The organism is Nonlabens sp. MB-3u-79 (genome assembly GCF_002831625.1).
In the GTDB taxonomy this organism is placed as follows: Bacteria; Bacteroidota; Bacteroidia; order Flavobacteriales; family Flavobacteriaceae; genus Nonlabens.
The window spans coordinates 214,782-230,715 of sequence record NZ_CP025116.1; the positions used below are offsets into that span (position 1 = coordinate 214,782).

General features: G+C 39.2%; 11 protein-coding genes and 1 pseudogene. 3 read left to right on the forward strand and 9 right to left on the reverse strand.

Features of this window, described 5'->3' with window-relative positions; genetic code table 11:
* Nucleotides 1-38: 38 nt before the first annotated feature.
* The 4 genes and pseudogenes from paaB to CW736_RS01000 all read right to left on the reverse strand — a co-directional run bounded on the left by paaB (nucleotide 39) and on the right by CW736_RS01000 (nucleotide 2,950).
* Nucleotides 39-323, reverse strand: coding sequence for a 1,2-phenylacetyl-CoA epoxidase subunit PaaB (gene paaB / locus CW736_RS00985; protein ID WP_101012144.1), 285 nt, complete (start codon nucleotides 321-323; stop codon nucleotides 39-41).
* A gap of 160 nt (nucleotides 324-483) precedes the next feature.
* Nucleotides 484-1,446, reverse strand: a complete 963-nt coding sequence (paaA, locus tag CW736_RS00990; RefSeq protein ID WP_101012145.1) for a 1,2-phenylacetyl-CoA epoxidase subunit PaaA — start codon at nucleotides 1,444-1,446, stop codon at nucleotides 484-486.
* Nucleotides 1,447-1,549: 103 nt separating this feature from the next.
* A pseudogene (locus CW736_RS14235) lies at nucleotides 1,550-1,741 on the reverse strand (four helix bundle protein).
* Between the two features lie 132 nt (nucleotides 1,742-1,873).
* A complete protein-coding gene (locus CW736_RS01000) occupies nucleotides 1,874-2,950 on the reverse strand; it encodes a 2Fe-2S iron-sulfur cluster-binding protein (RefSeq protein WP_101012146.1) in 1,077 nt (358 codons plus the stop codon).
* 148 nt (nucleotides 2,951-3,098) lie between these two features.
* Here CW736_RS01000 and CW736_RS01005 point away from each other — a divergent pair, with 148 nt between their 5' ends.
* Complete coding sequence (locus CW736_RS01005) at nucleotides 3,099-3,701, forward strand: hypothetical protein (protein ID WP_101014974.1); 603 nt, start codon at nucleotides 3,099-3,101, stop codon at nucleotides 3,699-3,701.
* 86 nt (nucleotides 3,702-3,787) lie between these two features.
* Here CW736_RS01005 and CW736_RS01010 read toward each other — a convergent pair whose 3' ends face one another.
* From CW736_RS01010 to CW736_RS01030, 3 genes are all read right to left on the reverse strand, one after another.
* Nucleotides 3,788-5,308, reverse strand: a complete 1,521-nt coding sequence (locus CW736_RS01010; RefSeq protein WP_101012147.1) for a GH3 auxin-responsive promoter family protein — start codon at nucleotides 5,306-5,308, stop codon at nucleotides 3,788-3,790.
* A gap of 284 nt (nucleotides 5,309-5,592) precedes the next feature.
* On the reverse strand, nucleotides 5,593-6,456 hold the full coding sequence (locus CW736_RS01020) for a hydroxymethylglutaryl-CoA lyase (RefSeq protein WP_101012149.1): 864 nt from the start codon (nucleotides 6,454-6,456) through the stop codon (nucleotides 5,593-5,595).
* Between the two features lie 553 nt (nucleotides 6,457-7,009).
* The gene (locus tag CW736_RS01030) at nucleotides 7,010-9,217 is read right to left on the reverse strand and encodes a bifunctional alpha,alpha-trehalose-phosphate synthase (UDP-forming)/trehalose-phosphatase (protein ID WP_101012151.1); all 2,208 of its coding nucleotides are present in this window, start codon (nucleotides 9,215-9,217) and stop codon (nucleotides 7,010-7,012) included.
* A 301-nt stretch (nucleotides 9,218-9,518) separates the two neighbouring features.
* On the opposite strand from CW736_RS01030, the gene CW736_RS01035 reads away from it, so the two are divergent.
* Nucleotides 9,519-11,309 (forward strand): glycoside hydrolase family 15 protein, encoded by a 1,791-nt coding sequence (locus CW736_RS01035; RefSeq protein WP_101012152.1) that lies wholly within the window; start codon nucleotides 9,519-9,521, stop codon nucleotides 11,307-11,309.
* Between the two features lie 1,437 nt (nucleotides 11,310-12,746).
* Here the strand turns inward: CW736_RS01035 and CW736_RS01040 are convergent.
* Nucleotides 12,747-13,367 (reverse strand): LysE family translocator, encoded by a 621-nt coding sequence (locus CW736_RS01040; protein WP_232735376.1) that lies wholly within the window; start codon nucleotides 13,365-13,367, stop codon nucleotides 12,747-12,749.
* Nucleotides 13,364-14,407 (reverse strand): quinone-dependent dihydroorotate dehydrogenase, encoded by a 1,044-nt coding sequence (locus tag CW736_RS01045; protein WP_101012153.1) that lies wholly within the window; start codon nucleotides 14,405-14,407, stop codon nucleotides 13,364-13,366. Before CW736_RS01045 ends, CW736_RS01040 begins: the two co-directional genes overlap by 4 nt.
* 75 nt (nucleotides 14,408-14,482) lie before the next feature.
* On the opposite strand from CW736_RS01045, the gene lpdA reads away from it, so the two are divergent.
* A complete protein-coding gene (lpdA, locus tag CW736_RS01050) occupies nucleotides 14,483-15,874 on the forward strand; it encodes a dihydrolipoyl dehydrogenase (protein ID WP_101014976.1) in 1,392 nt (463 codons plus the stop codon).
* Nucleotides 15,875-15,934: the final 60 nt, after the last annotated feature.

A 15,934-nucleotide genomic window follows, 5' to 3' on the forward strand; every position in this document is an offset into this window, starting at 1 on the left:
GTTTGATTTTAGTTTTGATTTTGATTTTCCTTTTAAAACTACATATGTTTTAGTTCATCAGGCAGCTCATAAAAAGTAGGATGTCTATATACTTTATCTGTTGCTGGTTCAAAAAGCTCACCACTAGATTCTGGGCTACTAGCGGTGATATTAGTGGACTCTACTACCCAAATGCTGACCCCTTCATTTCTACGGGTGTATACATCTCGGGCATTGTTCATGGCCATCTCTGCATCTTCAGCATGTAGACTGCCGCAATGTCTGTGTTCTAGTCCGTTTTTAGATCGTATAAAAACTTCCCAAAGTGGCGTTTCTTGACTCATATTCTTTTAAATTTAAGTTTAAACTTAAGTTTAAGTTTAAAGGTTTACTCATGCACTAGCCCCATTGTCCTTCAGACATTTCCCAAAAGGGAAAAATTAAATTGCCCTTAATAGGTAACAATGAAAGGTCCCTTCCGCTGGAAGGGATTTAAGGTAATCTTTAAACCGCTTTAGCGATTTCTTCTTTCCTATCTTTCTGTTTGGACGCATAAGCACTTGCTGCTTCACGTACCCAAGATCCATTCTCCCAAGCATCACGACGGTCGTCCAGTCGCTTTTTATTCATAGGTCCGTGGCCTTTTACCACTTGCCAGAATTCATCCCAATTGATCTCTCCAAAATCATAATTTCCTTTCTCGTCATTCCATTTTAAATCTGCATCTGGAATGGTCAATCCTAAGAGTTCTGCTTGTGGAACTGTCTGGTCTATAAACTGCTGGCGCAACTCATCATTAGTCTTGCGCTTTAACTTCCACTTCATAGATTGCTCGGTATGTGTGCTTGCCGCATCTGTAGGACCTAACATCATTAATGATGGCCACCACCAGCGGTTCAGTGCATCTTGAGCCATTTCTTTTTGTTCTTCAGTACCGTTACACAGCGATAACATGATTTCATATCCTTGTCTCTGGTGAAAACTTTCTTCCTTACACACACGTACCATCGCACGAGCATAAGGTCCAAAAGAAGTGCTACACAAGGGCACTTGATTGATAATCGCAGCACCATCTACTAGCCAGCCTATGGCTCCCATGTCTGCCCAGCTCATCGTTGGGTAATTGAAAATCGAAGAGTATTTTGCCTTTCCAGAATGTAAATCTTCATACAATTGCTCCCGAGTAATGCCTAAAGTTTCGCAAGCACTGTACAAGTAAAGACCGTGCCCAGCTTCATCTTGCACCTTTGCCAGTAAGGCTACTTTGCGTCGCAGTGATGGCGCACGAGTGATCCAGTTTGCTTCTGGCAACATCCCTACAATTTCAGAATGTGCATGTTGAGAGATCTGTCTGATATGTGTCTTGCGATACTTTTCAGGCATCCAGTCTTTAGGCTCGATCTTTTCATCTCTTGCAATTTTAGCGTCAAATTGCGTTTCTAAACTTTTGATTTCTGCTTCACTCATGGTTTATTTGCTTTTGGCTTTTAGCAATTTGCTATTAGCTTATATCCAACTTCTTTTTAAAACTAGTAATCATCTTACCGATTTCTATTAATTTGATTCTATACTACTGTTCTTTTTGTTTAGTAATGTAAGCTTGCGATGCCGCAATAGATAAACACACTACACATTCTCTGACACTACCTTGTGCAATATTTAGAAACTTATTCAATTATTTATCGCTATCGCCATGTCCTTCTGCAATGTTCAGAGCTATTGAAACTGCCGCTCTTCTTAACTGCGAAGTAAGTCCATAAATTTCTGTTTTAGGAAATACAGTGGTTAACTCGTAAACGAACTTTGATAAACTCTTAAATTTTCAAATCTAAATTCTATTATCTTGTGTTATTAGGCTTTCGCGAAAGCGAAAAGCTAATTGCCAAAAGCCAATTTACACATCATAATTCACGACTAGTTTCTTACTAGTGGGAACACTTACACAACTCAACACAAATCCCTTTTCTACTTCTTCATCGGTCAACGCATAGTTGACTTTCATCTCCACAGAGCCTTCTACCAATTTACACTTACAAGTACTACACACACCTCCTTTACAAGCGTAAGGCAAATCTGCTCCAGCATTGATAGCTCCATCGAGCAGGTTATCAAAATCTTTACCTAATACAAAATGGAACTCTTTACTTCCATCTATAATAGTCACATCTACTCCATCCACTTTTTTCTCAAGCGCTGCAGCTGCTCTAGCTTTATCGGCATCACTCAAACCGCTAACAAAAAGTTCAAAATGAACGTTCTCTTTTTTCATTCCAGCGGCAACAAGCTCATCTCTAATCAAAAAGATCATCTCTTCTGGACCACAAATAAAAGCGTGATCTGTATGTGGTGCATTGATTAAGGTTTGAGTAAGTGCTTGCATCTTCTCTTGATCAAAACGTCCATTGAACAATGGGATATCGCGACGCTCTCTGCTTAAGAAATAAAACACCTCAAAACGACTTAAATACATGTTTTTAAGCGCTTCTATTTCTTCCTTAAAGATAATTGATTTTACCGTTCTATTGAGGTAGAATAACTTGAATTTAGCATTTGGCTCGCTAGCGAGATGCGTTTTAATAATGCTCAACATTGGAGTAATTCCACTACCCGCAGCAAATGCTATATAGTTCTTAGCTTCATTTTTATCATCAGCCTCAATTCCAAAATCACCACTAGGCGCAGCAACTTGTAGTACATCACCAGTTTTTAATTTGCGATTAACGTAGGTAGAAAATTTACCTTCAAAGATTTCTTTAACGGCTACTTTCCATTCATCATCCAGCGGACTGCTGCATAACGAGTAACTGCGTCGTAAATCTTCACCATTGATTATGGCTCGCAACGTCAAGAACTGTCCTGGCCGGTAATTAAATTCCTCTTTCAATTCCTGAGGAACGTCAAAAGCGATGACCGTAGTATCCTCCGTCTCTTTATAGACTTGGGACAATGTTATGTTATGAAATGTGTTCACTGTATATAGGTCGTTAAGTTGATACAAAACTAACACTTGTTAGTTTGAGAAACAAGTACCTTGTTTCTCAAACTGAAATAAATTTAAAAATGCACCTTTAACTTGAATTTCACGACCCTAATTGGAACTGCATCGTATCTTGTTACCTATGAAGTATCCTAATATTACAGCATCTGAATCTATTTTAAAAGAGGCAGACGAAGCCATGTCTTTTTATCCTTTATTAAAAGATACCCCCATCGAATTTAGATTCAGTGATAAGGTGCGTAAAAACTTCATGCAAGCACAACCTACTTACAGTAGCATATTCAAATCTCGAAGCAATCGCAGTTATATCATCTTGATAAGTAAAGTCTTTAAGGTAGAAAACAAAGTCTTTACTATTGATGAAATTCCTCATGAGGTTCTTATAGGATGGTTAGGTCATGAGCTGGGACACGTGATGGATTATCGAGCACGAAGCAGTATAGGAATGATTTTTTTCGGATTAAAATACCTGTATTCACACGCTCACATTCAAAAAGTAGAGCGAGCCGCAGACGATTATGCCGTGCGTCATGGAATGGGAGCATTCCTTTTAAAAACTAAAAAATTTATCCTTAATCACAGCAGTCTGTCAGAAAAATACAAGCGACACATGCGCAAGTTTTACCTATCCCCTGAAGAGATCCTAGAACTCATTAATAGGTATGGAGCAACAGGTGAAAAACCTAGTGAGGACGAACTAGCGCCGCAGGCACATAGTCATTAATCTTCTTACTAAACATTTAAAACTATAATAAGCGAAGCCGTCCTGCGACGGCTTGACTTTTTAAGTTACTTCTGGTGATAAAGTTTTTAAAGACTTTTTACAAAGGCTTCCCAGTCTTTAAATTTTTCTTCATCCATTACTTTTTCCATCTTTACTTGACCCCCTTTTTTATTATTGTGGTTGTTCCATTTGGTAAATGTTTCTGGGTGTATTTTATTTACTTGAACTCCTTTTAATGCTTTAGATCGAGCTACTTTGTAATTCTTGTTAGCTTCCTGAAGTAACTGATCTAGAGCCTCAGCGAGTTGTTTTTCTGAAGTTTGTGTTTCTGTACCTAAATACCAAACATGATAAAAATCACCATTTATCTTCTTAGCAGAAACGGTGAACTCTTTTATGGTAGTATCAAACTTAGATTGCAGCTCAATAATGGCTGTTTCCATTTTTAAAACGGAGAGCTGGCTTCCTACCACATTGAGAAAAAACTTGGTTCTGCCTGTTATTTTTATTTCAGCTTTTTCAACGTCCGTGAATTTGATGGTATCCCCTATCAGGTAACGCCATGCGCCAGAAACAGTAGAAATAATAAGTACATAATCTACTTCTGGCTCTACTTCGGCCATAGTAACTATGGGGGCATTTGCAGCAATACTTCCGTCTTGCTCTATATTCTCTGGTCGGAAGGGTACAAATTCAAAATAAATCCCCCCATCTGTAATAAGTTGCATGGCATCAGTTTCTGGACGTTGCTGGCAAGCGATAAACCCTTCACTGGCAAGATAGGTATCTACAACTTGAACTGGTTTACTAAATAGTTTTTCAAAACTCGTCCTGTAGGGCTCAAAAGCAACTCCACCAGAAGTATAGACACATAAGTTGGGCCATATATCGTGAATGGAGTCTACATTGTTGTATTCCATAACTTCCTTCAACATCATTTCCAACCATGATGGAATACCACTCAACATTCCTATATCCCAACTTTTGGCTTCCTCTGCAATTTTTTGAACGCGTTCATCCCAATCATCAATGGAGGAAATTTCTTTACCCGGTCTGTAAAATGAGTCTAAAAATTCAGGAATCTGACTGGCTGAAATACCACTGATTTCCCCGATGATAAATCCATTCTCTTCTGTTAAATCTGTTGAACTCCCTAAAGCAAGTACCTCACTTTCAAAAATACCTGAGGGCAAATCAAAATTAGTTAATGCGCTTACTTGTCTGGTACCAGCAGCTTTTATAGCTGCAATCATCTCATCAGAGACTGGGATAGTTTTGGACTTTTTACCTGTTGTACCGCTGGATCTTGCCAAAAACCTTGGAGTGCCTGGCCAACTGATATTGGGCTTTCCTTCTTTGGTGCGCGACCACCATTGCTCCTCCATTTTATGATAGTCGAAAAAAGGTACCGCTTCCGCGAAAGCGTGCTCTAAATCATCATCTTTTAAAAAGCTGTCAAAACCGTAATAAAGACCAAAAGAAGTTTTTTTAGCTTTTTTCAATAAGTTTTTGAGCACTTCCCTTTGTAGCTCCACATGACTGGACGTGGACCTAATCGAATCGTGTATGTTTAAAGCGGTTTTAATGATAGGCCCTAAAAGCATCATGAGGTTTTGATTTTTATCAAAAATAAGCGGAAGCTTGCTTAGTTTAGGTTAAGGCTGTTGTAAGATTTGAAAAATGAGGGATGAGGGATGAGGGATGAGGGATGAGGGATGAGGGATGAGGGATGAGGGATGAGGGATGAGGGATGAGGGATGAGGGATGAGGGATGAGGGATGAGGGATGAGGGATGAGGGAAAATTAAATTTTCTGAGACACGAAACAATTTAAAAGTAAAAATTAAATTCAAATTTTAAACGCTGCACTCATAACTCATCATTCTAGACTGTTAATGATATTTTGTAAAAATCTTAGTTGCCTCGTTATAACTGCTTTCAAAAGACATGGCACTTATATTAGAGTCTGCCTTTGTCGTATTGAAATAGCTGACCATTTTTTCTGTAGGCATGTTACCAGTGAGTTCGTCTTTTGCCATAGGGCAACCACCGAAGCCTTGTATGGCCCCATCAAAACGACGGCATCCCGCTTTATAAGCAGCATCTACCTTTTCATGCCATTTTGTGGGAGTGGTGTGTAAATGTGCGCCAAATTCGATCTCCGGATATTTAGGGATGAGGTTGGAGAATAGATAAGAAATGGTTTCTGGATCTGAAGTTCCTACGGTATCTGAAAGCGATAGAATCTTAATCCCCATATCGTAAAGCTTTTGCGTCCACTCCCCTACGATCTCCACATTCCAGGGATCTCCATAAGGGTTACCAAAGCCCATAGAAATATAAACGACTAATTCTTTATTGTTCTTTTGAGCGAGATCGATGATCTCCTGCAACAATTCCACACTTTGAGCAATAGTTTTATGGGTGTTGCGCATTTGGAAATTCTCAGATATAGAGAATGGATACCCTAAATACTGAATTTCTGGATGCTCGCAAGCTGCTTGAGCGCCGCGTAAATTAGCAACAATAGCAAGAAGCTTGGAATCGGTTTTAGAAAGATCTAGTTGAGAAAGCACCTCAGCAGTATCGACCATTTGCGGTATGGCTTTAGGAGAAACAAAGCTCCCAAAATCAATCGTATCAAAACCACATCTCAATAAAGACTGAATGTACTGCACCTTCAAATGAGTTGGGATAAACTCCTTAATTCCTTGCATGGCGTCACGCGGACATTCGATAATTTTTACATGTTCCATTGCGGTAAAGATACCAAACAATATCGTTTGCGAAAATGAAAAAACCGATTTTCGGTTTACTTTCAATGCTTCTTTGAGGTGGTGAGCATTAACATGAACTTCCTGTTTTATGTCAATAGAATTTAACCCAATATCTAGAAGTGTTTTAAAAAAAGAGAAGCTTGTAAAATAGACTTAAGAGAAACCTCTTTAGTTTACACAACCCCAGTAAGTTGAACTATTTTCATGGAATAAAAATGTTTTTTAAAGGTCTTTTTTTTACGTGTTCCGGAGTGATATAAAACATTGGTATTATTCTTCTTTACTAATGTCCGAAAAAAGATCATAGATCGCTTCGCTCTAAGATCATAGCATATAGACGACACTATAACTAACTGAAAAACAGTAATCATCATTTGATTTATTCCTATTCTAAGCGCATTCATTTCATAAATAATGAAGAACGACAAAAGCATGGTGGTTGTATAAATGTTTCTTTTGAAACTCTTCAATGGCAGCATGTTTAACGGTATTGGAAAACTTTATCGGACACTAATGATTCTTTTTAAAATCACTAGCTCAAAAAGATATTCAATAGATCCCTTACCTGATCTGTGTCATCCACATAATACCTAGCCGCAGTATTAGCTACTCCCACTTTTACCGTAACCGCTTCTTCTGGCAAGTCTTGAAACATAAATTCATCGGTCCAATCATCCCCTATGCAAAATATAAAGTCGTACTTCTGATTCAGAATATGGTTGTTTGCCGCTTTTCCTTTATGGACATTACTACTCTTTATTTCCAGCACTTTATTTCCAGAAAGCACACTTAAACCATGGTTACTAGTTAGTTCTCTGATCACGCTGGAGAGTTCATTAGCTCGCTTTTCTCCAAGTTCTGGATCTGCCTTGCGGTAATGCCATGCCAGAGAATATTTTTTCTCCTCAATAAAAGTTCCTGGGGTGCGGTCCACAAAAGTTTGTAAAACCGGTTGAATAGTTGGTACCCAATCGGTATTCATAGTTTCTGTGAGTTCCCAATCAGCACCATATATTTTCTTAAGAACACCATGCTCTGCAATCAAAGTTACAGGCACGTCTTTAAACCACTCTCCTAGTGTTACAGAATCACGACCACTAATAATCACTACTTCACTTTTGTCATCAGCTTGTAGTTTTGAAACCATCTCTAGTAATTGTGCATCTGGTTTTGCATCACCTGGATTATTGACAAAGCCTCGTAAGGTACCGTCATAATCTAGGAAGAACATACGCTTTTTAGCATTCTTAAAACGCTGGAGTATTTCATCCTGTCGCTTTTCATTAATATGTTTTGCTTTAACCACACTTCTATTTCCTTCTACTGCATGGAGTTTAACCATAAAATCACTGGCCCACTTTTCTACATTATAGCGTTTCAAGCGACTTTGCATGTACTTGTTTCGTTTTTTCTGTTCTTCCTCAGGCATTTCTAGCGCTACTTTAATAGTGTCTGCGATAAGGTCTATATTGTTTGGGTTAATGAGCAAAGCTTCATTCATCTCCTTTGCAGCGCCTGCCATTTCAGAAAGGATCAATACTCCAGTTTGATCGGTTCTTGTGGCGATATACTCTTTGGCAACCAAATTCATTCCATCCCTAATAGGAGTGATCAACGCCACATCACAAGACGTATACAGGTCGATTAAATTATTAAACGGCATCGAACGGTAAAAGTACCAAACCGGCGTCCAACTTACCGTTGAGAACTTACCGTTGATACGTCCTACCAATTCGTCTATTTCTTTCTTAAGGACTTGGTATTGAGGAACATTAGAGCGGCTAGGAACGGCCAGCATGACCAGTCTTACCTTTTCAGTGTATTCTGGGTATTTCTCTAGGAAATGTTCAAATGCCTTAAGTCTGTTAGCAATCCCTTTTGTATAATCCAGGCGGTCTATAGACAGGATCATTTTGGCATCTGGTGAGGCCGTTGCATGCATGTCAAGGCGTCGCTGTAACTCACTTTGTGTTTTATTGGTCTGTTCTTGATTCGCTTTCGCGAAAGCGTGAAATTTATCATAATCAATACCCATAGGAAAACTGTCGACCTTGATCATTCGATCTTTATAGGTAATGTCATTAAAACTAACCTCGTAGCCCAAAATCCTACTTACCGATCTCAAAAAATGACGCTCGTAATCATAGGTATGAAAACCCAATAAATCTGAACCCAGCAAACCCTTAAGAATTTCTTCCCGCCATGGCAGCGTTCTAAACACCTCAAAGGAAGGAAACGGGATGTGAAGAAAGAATCCTATGGAAACATCAGGTCGTTGTTCCTTAATCATTTGTGGCAATAACATCAACTGATAATCATGCACCCAGACATTATCTCCGTCTTCAATATTTTCCAAAACTACCTGTGCAAACTTGCAGTTCACACTTTTATAAATTTCCCAATTGTCATTATCAAACTCTACATACTCCATAAAATAATGGAACAATGGCCATATAGTTCTATTGCTAAAACCGTAATAAAACCCATCCAGATCAGATTGAGTCAATTCAACAGCGGCACATTGCTGGTCTGCAACAGCTTTGTGTATTTCAGACTCCAACTCTTGCGGAGTCTCCTCTTGGGTCAGTCCCGTCCAGCCTATCCACAATCCGTTGCTATCCCTGTGTACCGACTTCATACCAGTAGCTAGCCCACCCACACTAGGCGAAGAACTCACGACACCCTCATCTATGGAAAGTTGCAAAGGCAGGCGGTTGGAAACGATTATTGTTTTACTCATAAAATGGAAGCTGTACTCAAATCACTACGCTGCGACTTGACATAAGTTAATAAAAAAAGTTGTTACACAAATATAGGATTTTCATTGGCACTTATCAATTCACAGTAGTTATTACACTCATTTTCAATCTACTTACTATGGTTAGCTTATTTTCGTGAGTTCTCCACTTCGAGTAATTGGAGTGTTAAGGAAGCCATTATTAGTTTAATGTAAAGAAGTGATTTTATGTAGATGCCACTTTACTCCTTAATTTAGACATTTAAAAAAAGACTTACAGGGAATAGTAATTAATAGAATATTTATGGAGAATTTAAATTACGGAATTATAGGGAATTGTAGGAGTGCTGCTCTAGTATCTGATAAAGGCTCTATCGACTGGTGCTGTCTTCCCATATTTGATTCGGCTTCTGTATTTGGTAAAATATTGGATGATAAAAAAGGGGGGAATCTTTCCTTTGAAGTAACAGAAGATTACGAGATTCTTCAAGAATACTTATGGCAAACCAATATTCTGAGCACCACCTTTGACAATGGAGAGCATGCCTTTCAAGTTATTGATTTTATGCCTCGTTATCCAAAAAATGACGGTAGTTTTTATTCTCCGCCAGACATCGTTCGTTTTTTACGATTGATCAAAGGACAACCAACGTTTAAAGTCATCTACGATCCTAAATTGAAATATGCAATAGGCACTACAAAAACTATAAACGAAGGAGAGTACATTCATAGCTATACCACAGAAGGTGAATACGAATCTGTATTTCTATACAGCGATATAGATCTAGACGCGATACTTTCTCAAAAGACCGTCACTCTGAAGTCCAACTCCTTTTTATTGCTTTCCTATCACGAGAAACTTGTTGAACAGACGCTAGACAGATCCTACCTAAAGTTTCAACGCACCAAGACCTACTGGATGAACTGGAGTGCACGTACCACCACCTATCCGTTGTATCAAAAAGAAATTGTACGAAGTGCCTTAACACTTAAGGCGCTCACGTTTGAAAGAACAGGGGCTGTACTTGCAGCAGCTACCACTAGCTTACCAGAAACTATAGGAGAAGTGCGCAACTGGGATTACCGTTTTTGTTGGGTGCGCGATGCCTCTATGGTGATTAGAGTGATCACCGGTTTAGGACATGTAAAATCAGCCAAAAAATTTCTGCAATTTATTATCCATACCATTCCAGATAAAGATGAAAAAATCCAAATCATGTATGGGATTAATGGAGAAAAAGATTTGACCGAAGAGTTTCTCGACCATCTATCTGGATATGAAAATTCAAGTCCAGTGCGTATAGGAAACGCAGCTTACGCGCAAAAGCAAAACGATATATATGGTATATTGATGGAAGTCCTTTTTCAACAGTTTGACCAGTTTGAAACCAGCATTGAAAATAGCGAGGAACTCTGGACCATTATTAAAAGTATTACGGCCATAGTTAAAAAACACTGGCAAGAAGCAGATAAAGGTATTTGGGAATTACGTACTGAAGAGCGTCATTTTGTTTTCTCAAAACTCTTGTGTTGGGTAGCCATTGATCGGGCAATAAAGATCAGCAAGATCTTGAAGCGTTCTAAATACTTAGAAGAATGGCACGAACTACGAAATGACATCTACCAAGATATTTATGTAAACGGCTGGAACGAAGAAGTTCAAGCCTACACACAATCTTATGGCTCCAAAGACCTGGATGCCTCTACCCTTCTTATGCAACAATATGGTTTTGTAAAAGCTACAGACCCTAGATTCATCAGTACAGTTCAAGCTACCGAAAGGGAGTTGTGTACCGATGGCTTGATGTACCGTTATAAAAACAACGATGACTTTGGAGAGCCTAGCTCTTCCTTTACCATTTGTACGTTTTGGCTGATTGACAGTTTGCATAAAATAGGAGAAACCGATAAAGCCCGTGCCTATTTTGATCAGCTGCTGTCGTATAGCAATCACTTGGGATTATTCAGTGAAGACATTGATTTTAAGACCAAACGACTGTTAGGGAATTTCCCTCAAGCCTACTCACATCTAGCCTTAATTGAAACAGCGGTTAATTTTAGTAAGGAATTCGCTTCCGCGAAAACGGAGTATTAAAGCAACACTGCAGTAAATTACGAATAGCTGATTTGCGAATGAAGTTGGAGTTTAAAAAAAACGAAACCTTTTCCCCAGCCCTAAAGGGTGAGGTTTCTAGGGTATTCATATTGCAACAGCTATCCCGATAAAAATAACAATTTGTGTCCATTTACAACGAAACCTTTTCCTCAGCCCTAAAGGCTGAGATTTCTATGGTATCAAAATGGCCACAGCTATCCCGATAAAAACAACAATTTGCGTCCATTTACAACGAAAGCTTTTCCCCAGCCTTGAAGGGTGAGGTTTTTATGGTATCAAAATGGCCACAGCTATCCCGATAAAAACAACAATTTGCGTCCATTTACAGCGAAACCTTTTCCCCAGCCCTAAAGGGTGAGGTTTCTAGGATATTCATATGGCAACAGCTATCCCGATAAAAACAACAATTTGCGTCCATTTACAACGAAACCTTTTCCCAAACCCTAGAGGGTGAGGTTTCTAGGATATTCATATAGCCACAGCTATCCCGATAAAAACAATGATTTGCGTCCATTTACAACGATACCTTTTCCCAGCCCTAAAGGCTGAGAGCACTATGGTATCAAAATGGCCACAGCTATCCCGATAAAAACAACAATTTGCGTCCATTTACAGCGAAACCTTTTCCCCAGCCCTGAAGGCTGAGGTTTCTATGGTATTCATATGGCCACAGCTATCCCGATAAAAACGACAATCTGCGTCCATTTACAGCGAAACCTTTTCCCCAGCCCTAAATGGTGAGGTTTCTAGGGTATTAATATGGCAACAGCTATCCCGATAAAAACAATGATTTGCGTCCATTTACAACGATACCTTTTCCCAGCCCTAAAGGCTGAGAGCACTATGGTATCAAAATGGCCACAGCTATCCCGATAAAAACGACAATTTGTGTCCATTTACAGCGAAAGCTTTTCCCCAGCCCTAAAGGGTGAGGTTTCTAGGGTATTCATATGGCAACAGCTATCCCGATAAAAACAACAATTTGCGTCCATTTACAGCGAAACCTTTTCCCCAGCCTTGAAGGCTGAGGTTTCTATGGTATTCATATGGCCACAGCTATCCCGATAAAAACGACAATCTGCGTCCATTTACAGCGAAACCTTTTCCCCAGCCCTAAATGGTGAGGTTTCTAGGGTATTAATATGGCAACAGCTATCCCGATAAAAACAACAATTTGCGTCCATTTACAACGAAACCTATCCCCTGCCCTGAAGGGTGAGGTTTCTATGGTATTAATATGGCAACAGCTATCCCGATAAAAACAACAATTTGTGTCCATTTACAACGAAAGCTTTTCCCCAGCCTTGAAGGCTGAGGTTTTTATGGTATCAATATGGCCACAGCTATCCCGATAAAAACAACAATTTGCGTCCATTTACAGCGAAACCTTTTCCCCAGCCCTAAAGGGTGAGGTTTTTATGGTATTAATATGGCAACAGCTATCCCGATAAAAACAACAATTTGTGTCCATTTCATGGCTGGTGCAAACCAAATGGATGATTTTATAAAACTTGCTGCTTTTCCTGCGACTAAGGCTAGTGCGTAAAAAACTAGCAAAGAAACTAACATGAAAACACCGCCTAACATATAAATCTGTATCCAATCTGGAAAAGAGTCTGTTATAATAAACTGGGGTAATAAGGCAAGAAAGAACAAAGTGACTTTAGGATTCAACAAATTCATAGTGATTCCTATTTTGTAGAGTTTCCATAAACTTTGAGAAGAAGTCTTTGAGTCGCCAAATTCAATAGAAGGATCTGACTTAAAGATTTTATAAGCGAGATAGAGCAAATAAACGGCTCCGGCAATTTTGATGGCATACAACAACCATTCATTATCTCTTATAATTACCGCAAAGCCCAATGCCACAACAGAAGTGTGAACGATGCAGCCCGTAATTAAACCACTGGCAATAGCAATTCCATATTTAGAACCACGTGCCACAGACTGAGTTAACACAAAAATATTATCTGGTCCAGGAGATAGTGCGAGAATCAAGGTTGCGAAGGCAAAAGAGATCAAGGATTCTAGCATCATCCTTGAGCAATAATCGCCTTGTTAATTTCCTTTATCAATGTTGGCCCTTCATAAACAAAGCCGGTATACAACTGCAACAGACTTGCACCAGCATTTATTTTATCGATCGCGTCTTGAGCCGTCATGATACCACCTACTCCGATAATAGGAAAAGCACCCTTGCTTTTTTGATGTAAAAAAGCAATCACTTCTGTCGCTCTATGCGTTAATGGTGCCCCACTGAGTCCGCCGGCTTGCTCAACTAATTCTTCTGTGGATTGCAATCCTTCTCTAGAGATGGTGGTATTAGATGCGATCACTCCATCTATTTTAGTGTCTTCTACTATTCCTATGATATCCAGTAGTTGATCATCAGTTAAGTCTGGAGCTATTTTTAGAAGAATAGGCTTTCTATTTTCTTTTGCATTGTTCAAGTCTTGAAGTGTTTGCAAAATATGGGTCAGTGGTTTTCTATCCTGCAACTCACGCAATCCTGGTGTGTTAGGCGAGCTTACGTTTACCGTAAAATAATCGACGTGATCAAAGAGTTTTTCAAAACAAATGATGTAATCGTTTACCGCTTCCTCATTAGGAGTGACTTTGTTCTTACCTATGTTACCGCCTATCAACACATGATTGGGTTGACCTAATTTAGGGTTTTTCTTTAAGCGTTCCACAGCAGCATCAACTCCACCATTGTTAAACCCCATTCTATTGACAATCGCCTGATCTTTTTTTAATCTAAAAAGACGTTTCTTAGGATTTCCATCTTGTGGCAATGGTGTGAGCGTTCCTATTTCTATAAATCCGAAGCCTAGATTTGAAAATTCTTTGAAGGCTTTGGCGTCTTTATCAAATCCCGCAGCCATTCCCACAGGGTTTTCAAAGCTTAAACCGAAGAGTTCCCTTTTAAGAGCAGGGTGATTTTTTTTAAAAAGCTTTCGCGAAAGCGCACTAAGACCAGGCACTTTATTTAAAATTTTAATACTGCTGAATGAAAAGTAATGTACTGCCTCTGGATCAAAAGCAAATAACAAGGGTCTAATAAGTGATTTATACATAATAATAAGGTTGTGCAAATTTACAATCCATTGGACTTTATTCCATATTTTTGTCACTCTTAAAAAATGACTGATATGAGTAAATATGATGTGATCGTTTTAGGTAGTGGGCCTGGCGGATATGTAACGGCAATACGTGCGTCTCAACTAGGGTTAAAAACGGCAATAATTGAAAAAGAATCTCTAGGTGGCGTTTGTTTGAACTGGGGTTGTATTCCTACCAAAGCACTGATAAAAAGTGCTGATGTGTTCAATTACCTTAACCATGCTGCAGATTACGGTCTTAAAGCAGATAATGTAGATAAAGATTTTACTGCTGTTGTAAAGCGCAGTCGCGATGTGGCTGACGGAATGAGTAAAGGGGTGCAGTTTCTTCTTAAAAAGAATAAAATTGACGTAATCATGGGTTACGGTACGATAAAAAAAGGAAAGAAAATCGAAGTGAAAGCTGAAGACGGATCCACCTCAACCGTAGAAGCAAATCATATTATTATTGCTACGGGATCAAAATCTCGCATACTTCCTAACTTACCCCAAGACGGTAAAAAAGTAATAGGATATCGTGAAGCAATGACTTTAAAGGAGCAGCCTAAAAAACTAGTTGTTGTAGGGTCTGGAGCGATAGGTGTAGAGTTTGCCTATTTCTATAATGCTATGGGAACTGAAGTTACTCTTATTGAGTATCTAGACCGTATTGTTCCTGTGGAAGATATTGATATTTCTAAGCAAATGGAACGCAGCTTCAAGAAATCCGGAATTAAAGTAATGACTTCTAGCGAAGTGACTAGCGTTGATACTTCTGGAGATGGCGTAAAAGTAAAGGTGAAAACCAAAAAAGGAGAAGAAGTAATCGAAGCAGACGTAGTTCTTAGTGCTGTAGGTATTGAAACTAATCTTGCTAACATAGGTCTTGAAGAAGTAGGAATCTCTACAGATCGCGGTAAAGTACTGGTGAATCAATGGTACCAAACCAATCTGCCTGGATATTATGCTATAGGTGATATTACTGCTGGTCCAGCATTAGCTCACGTCGCTAGTGCCGAAGGTATTCTTTGTGTTGAAAAAATAGCTAACATGCACGTGGAGCCATTAGATTATGGTAACATCCCTGGATGTACCTATTCCAATCCAGAAATTGCTAGTGTAGGAATGACTGAAGCACAAGCTAAAGAAGCTGGATACGAAATTAAAGTTGGTAAATTCCCGTTTAGTGCCTCTGGAAAAGCAAGTGCCTCCGGAACTAAAGAAGGATTTGTAAAAGTAATTTTTGACGCTAAGTATGGCGAGTGGTTAGGTTGTCATATGATAGGTGCAGGAGTTACCGACATGATCGCTGAAGCGGTTATCGCAAGAAAACTAGAAACTACAGGACATGAAGTTCTAAAAACAGTTCATCCACACCCAACGATGAGTGAAGCGGTAATGGAAGCTGTTGCAGATGCTTATGGTGAGGTGATTCACTTGTAGCATAAAGCATGAGGTATGTGGCATAAGGCAATAGGTTTTGTGCGCTATTTCAAAGAAAAG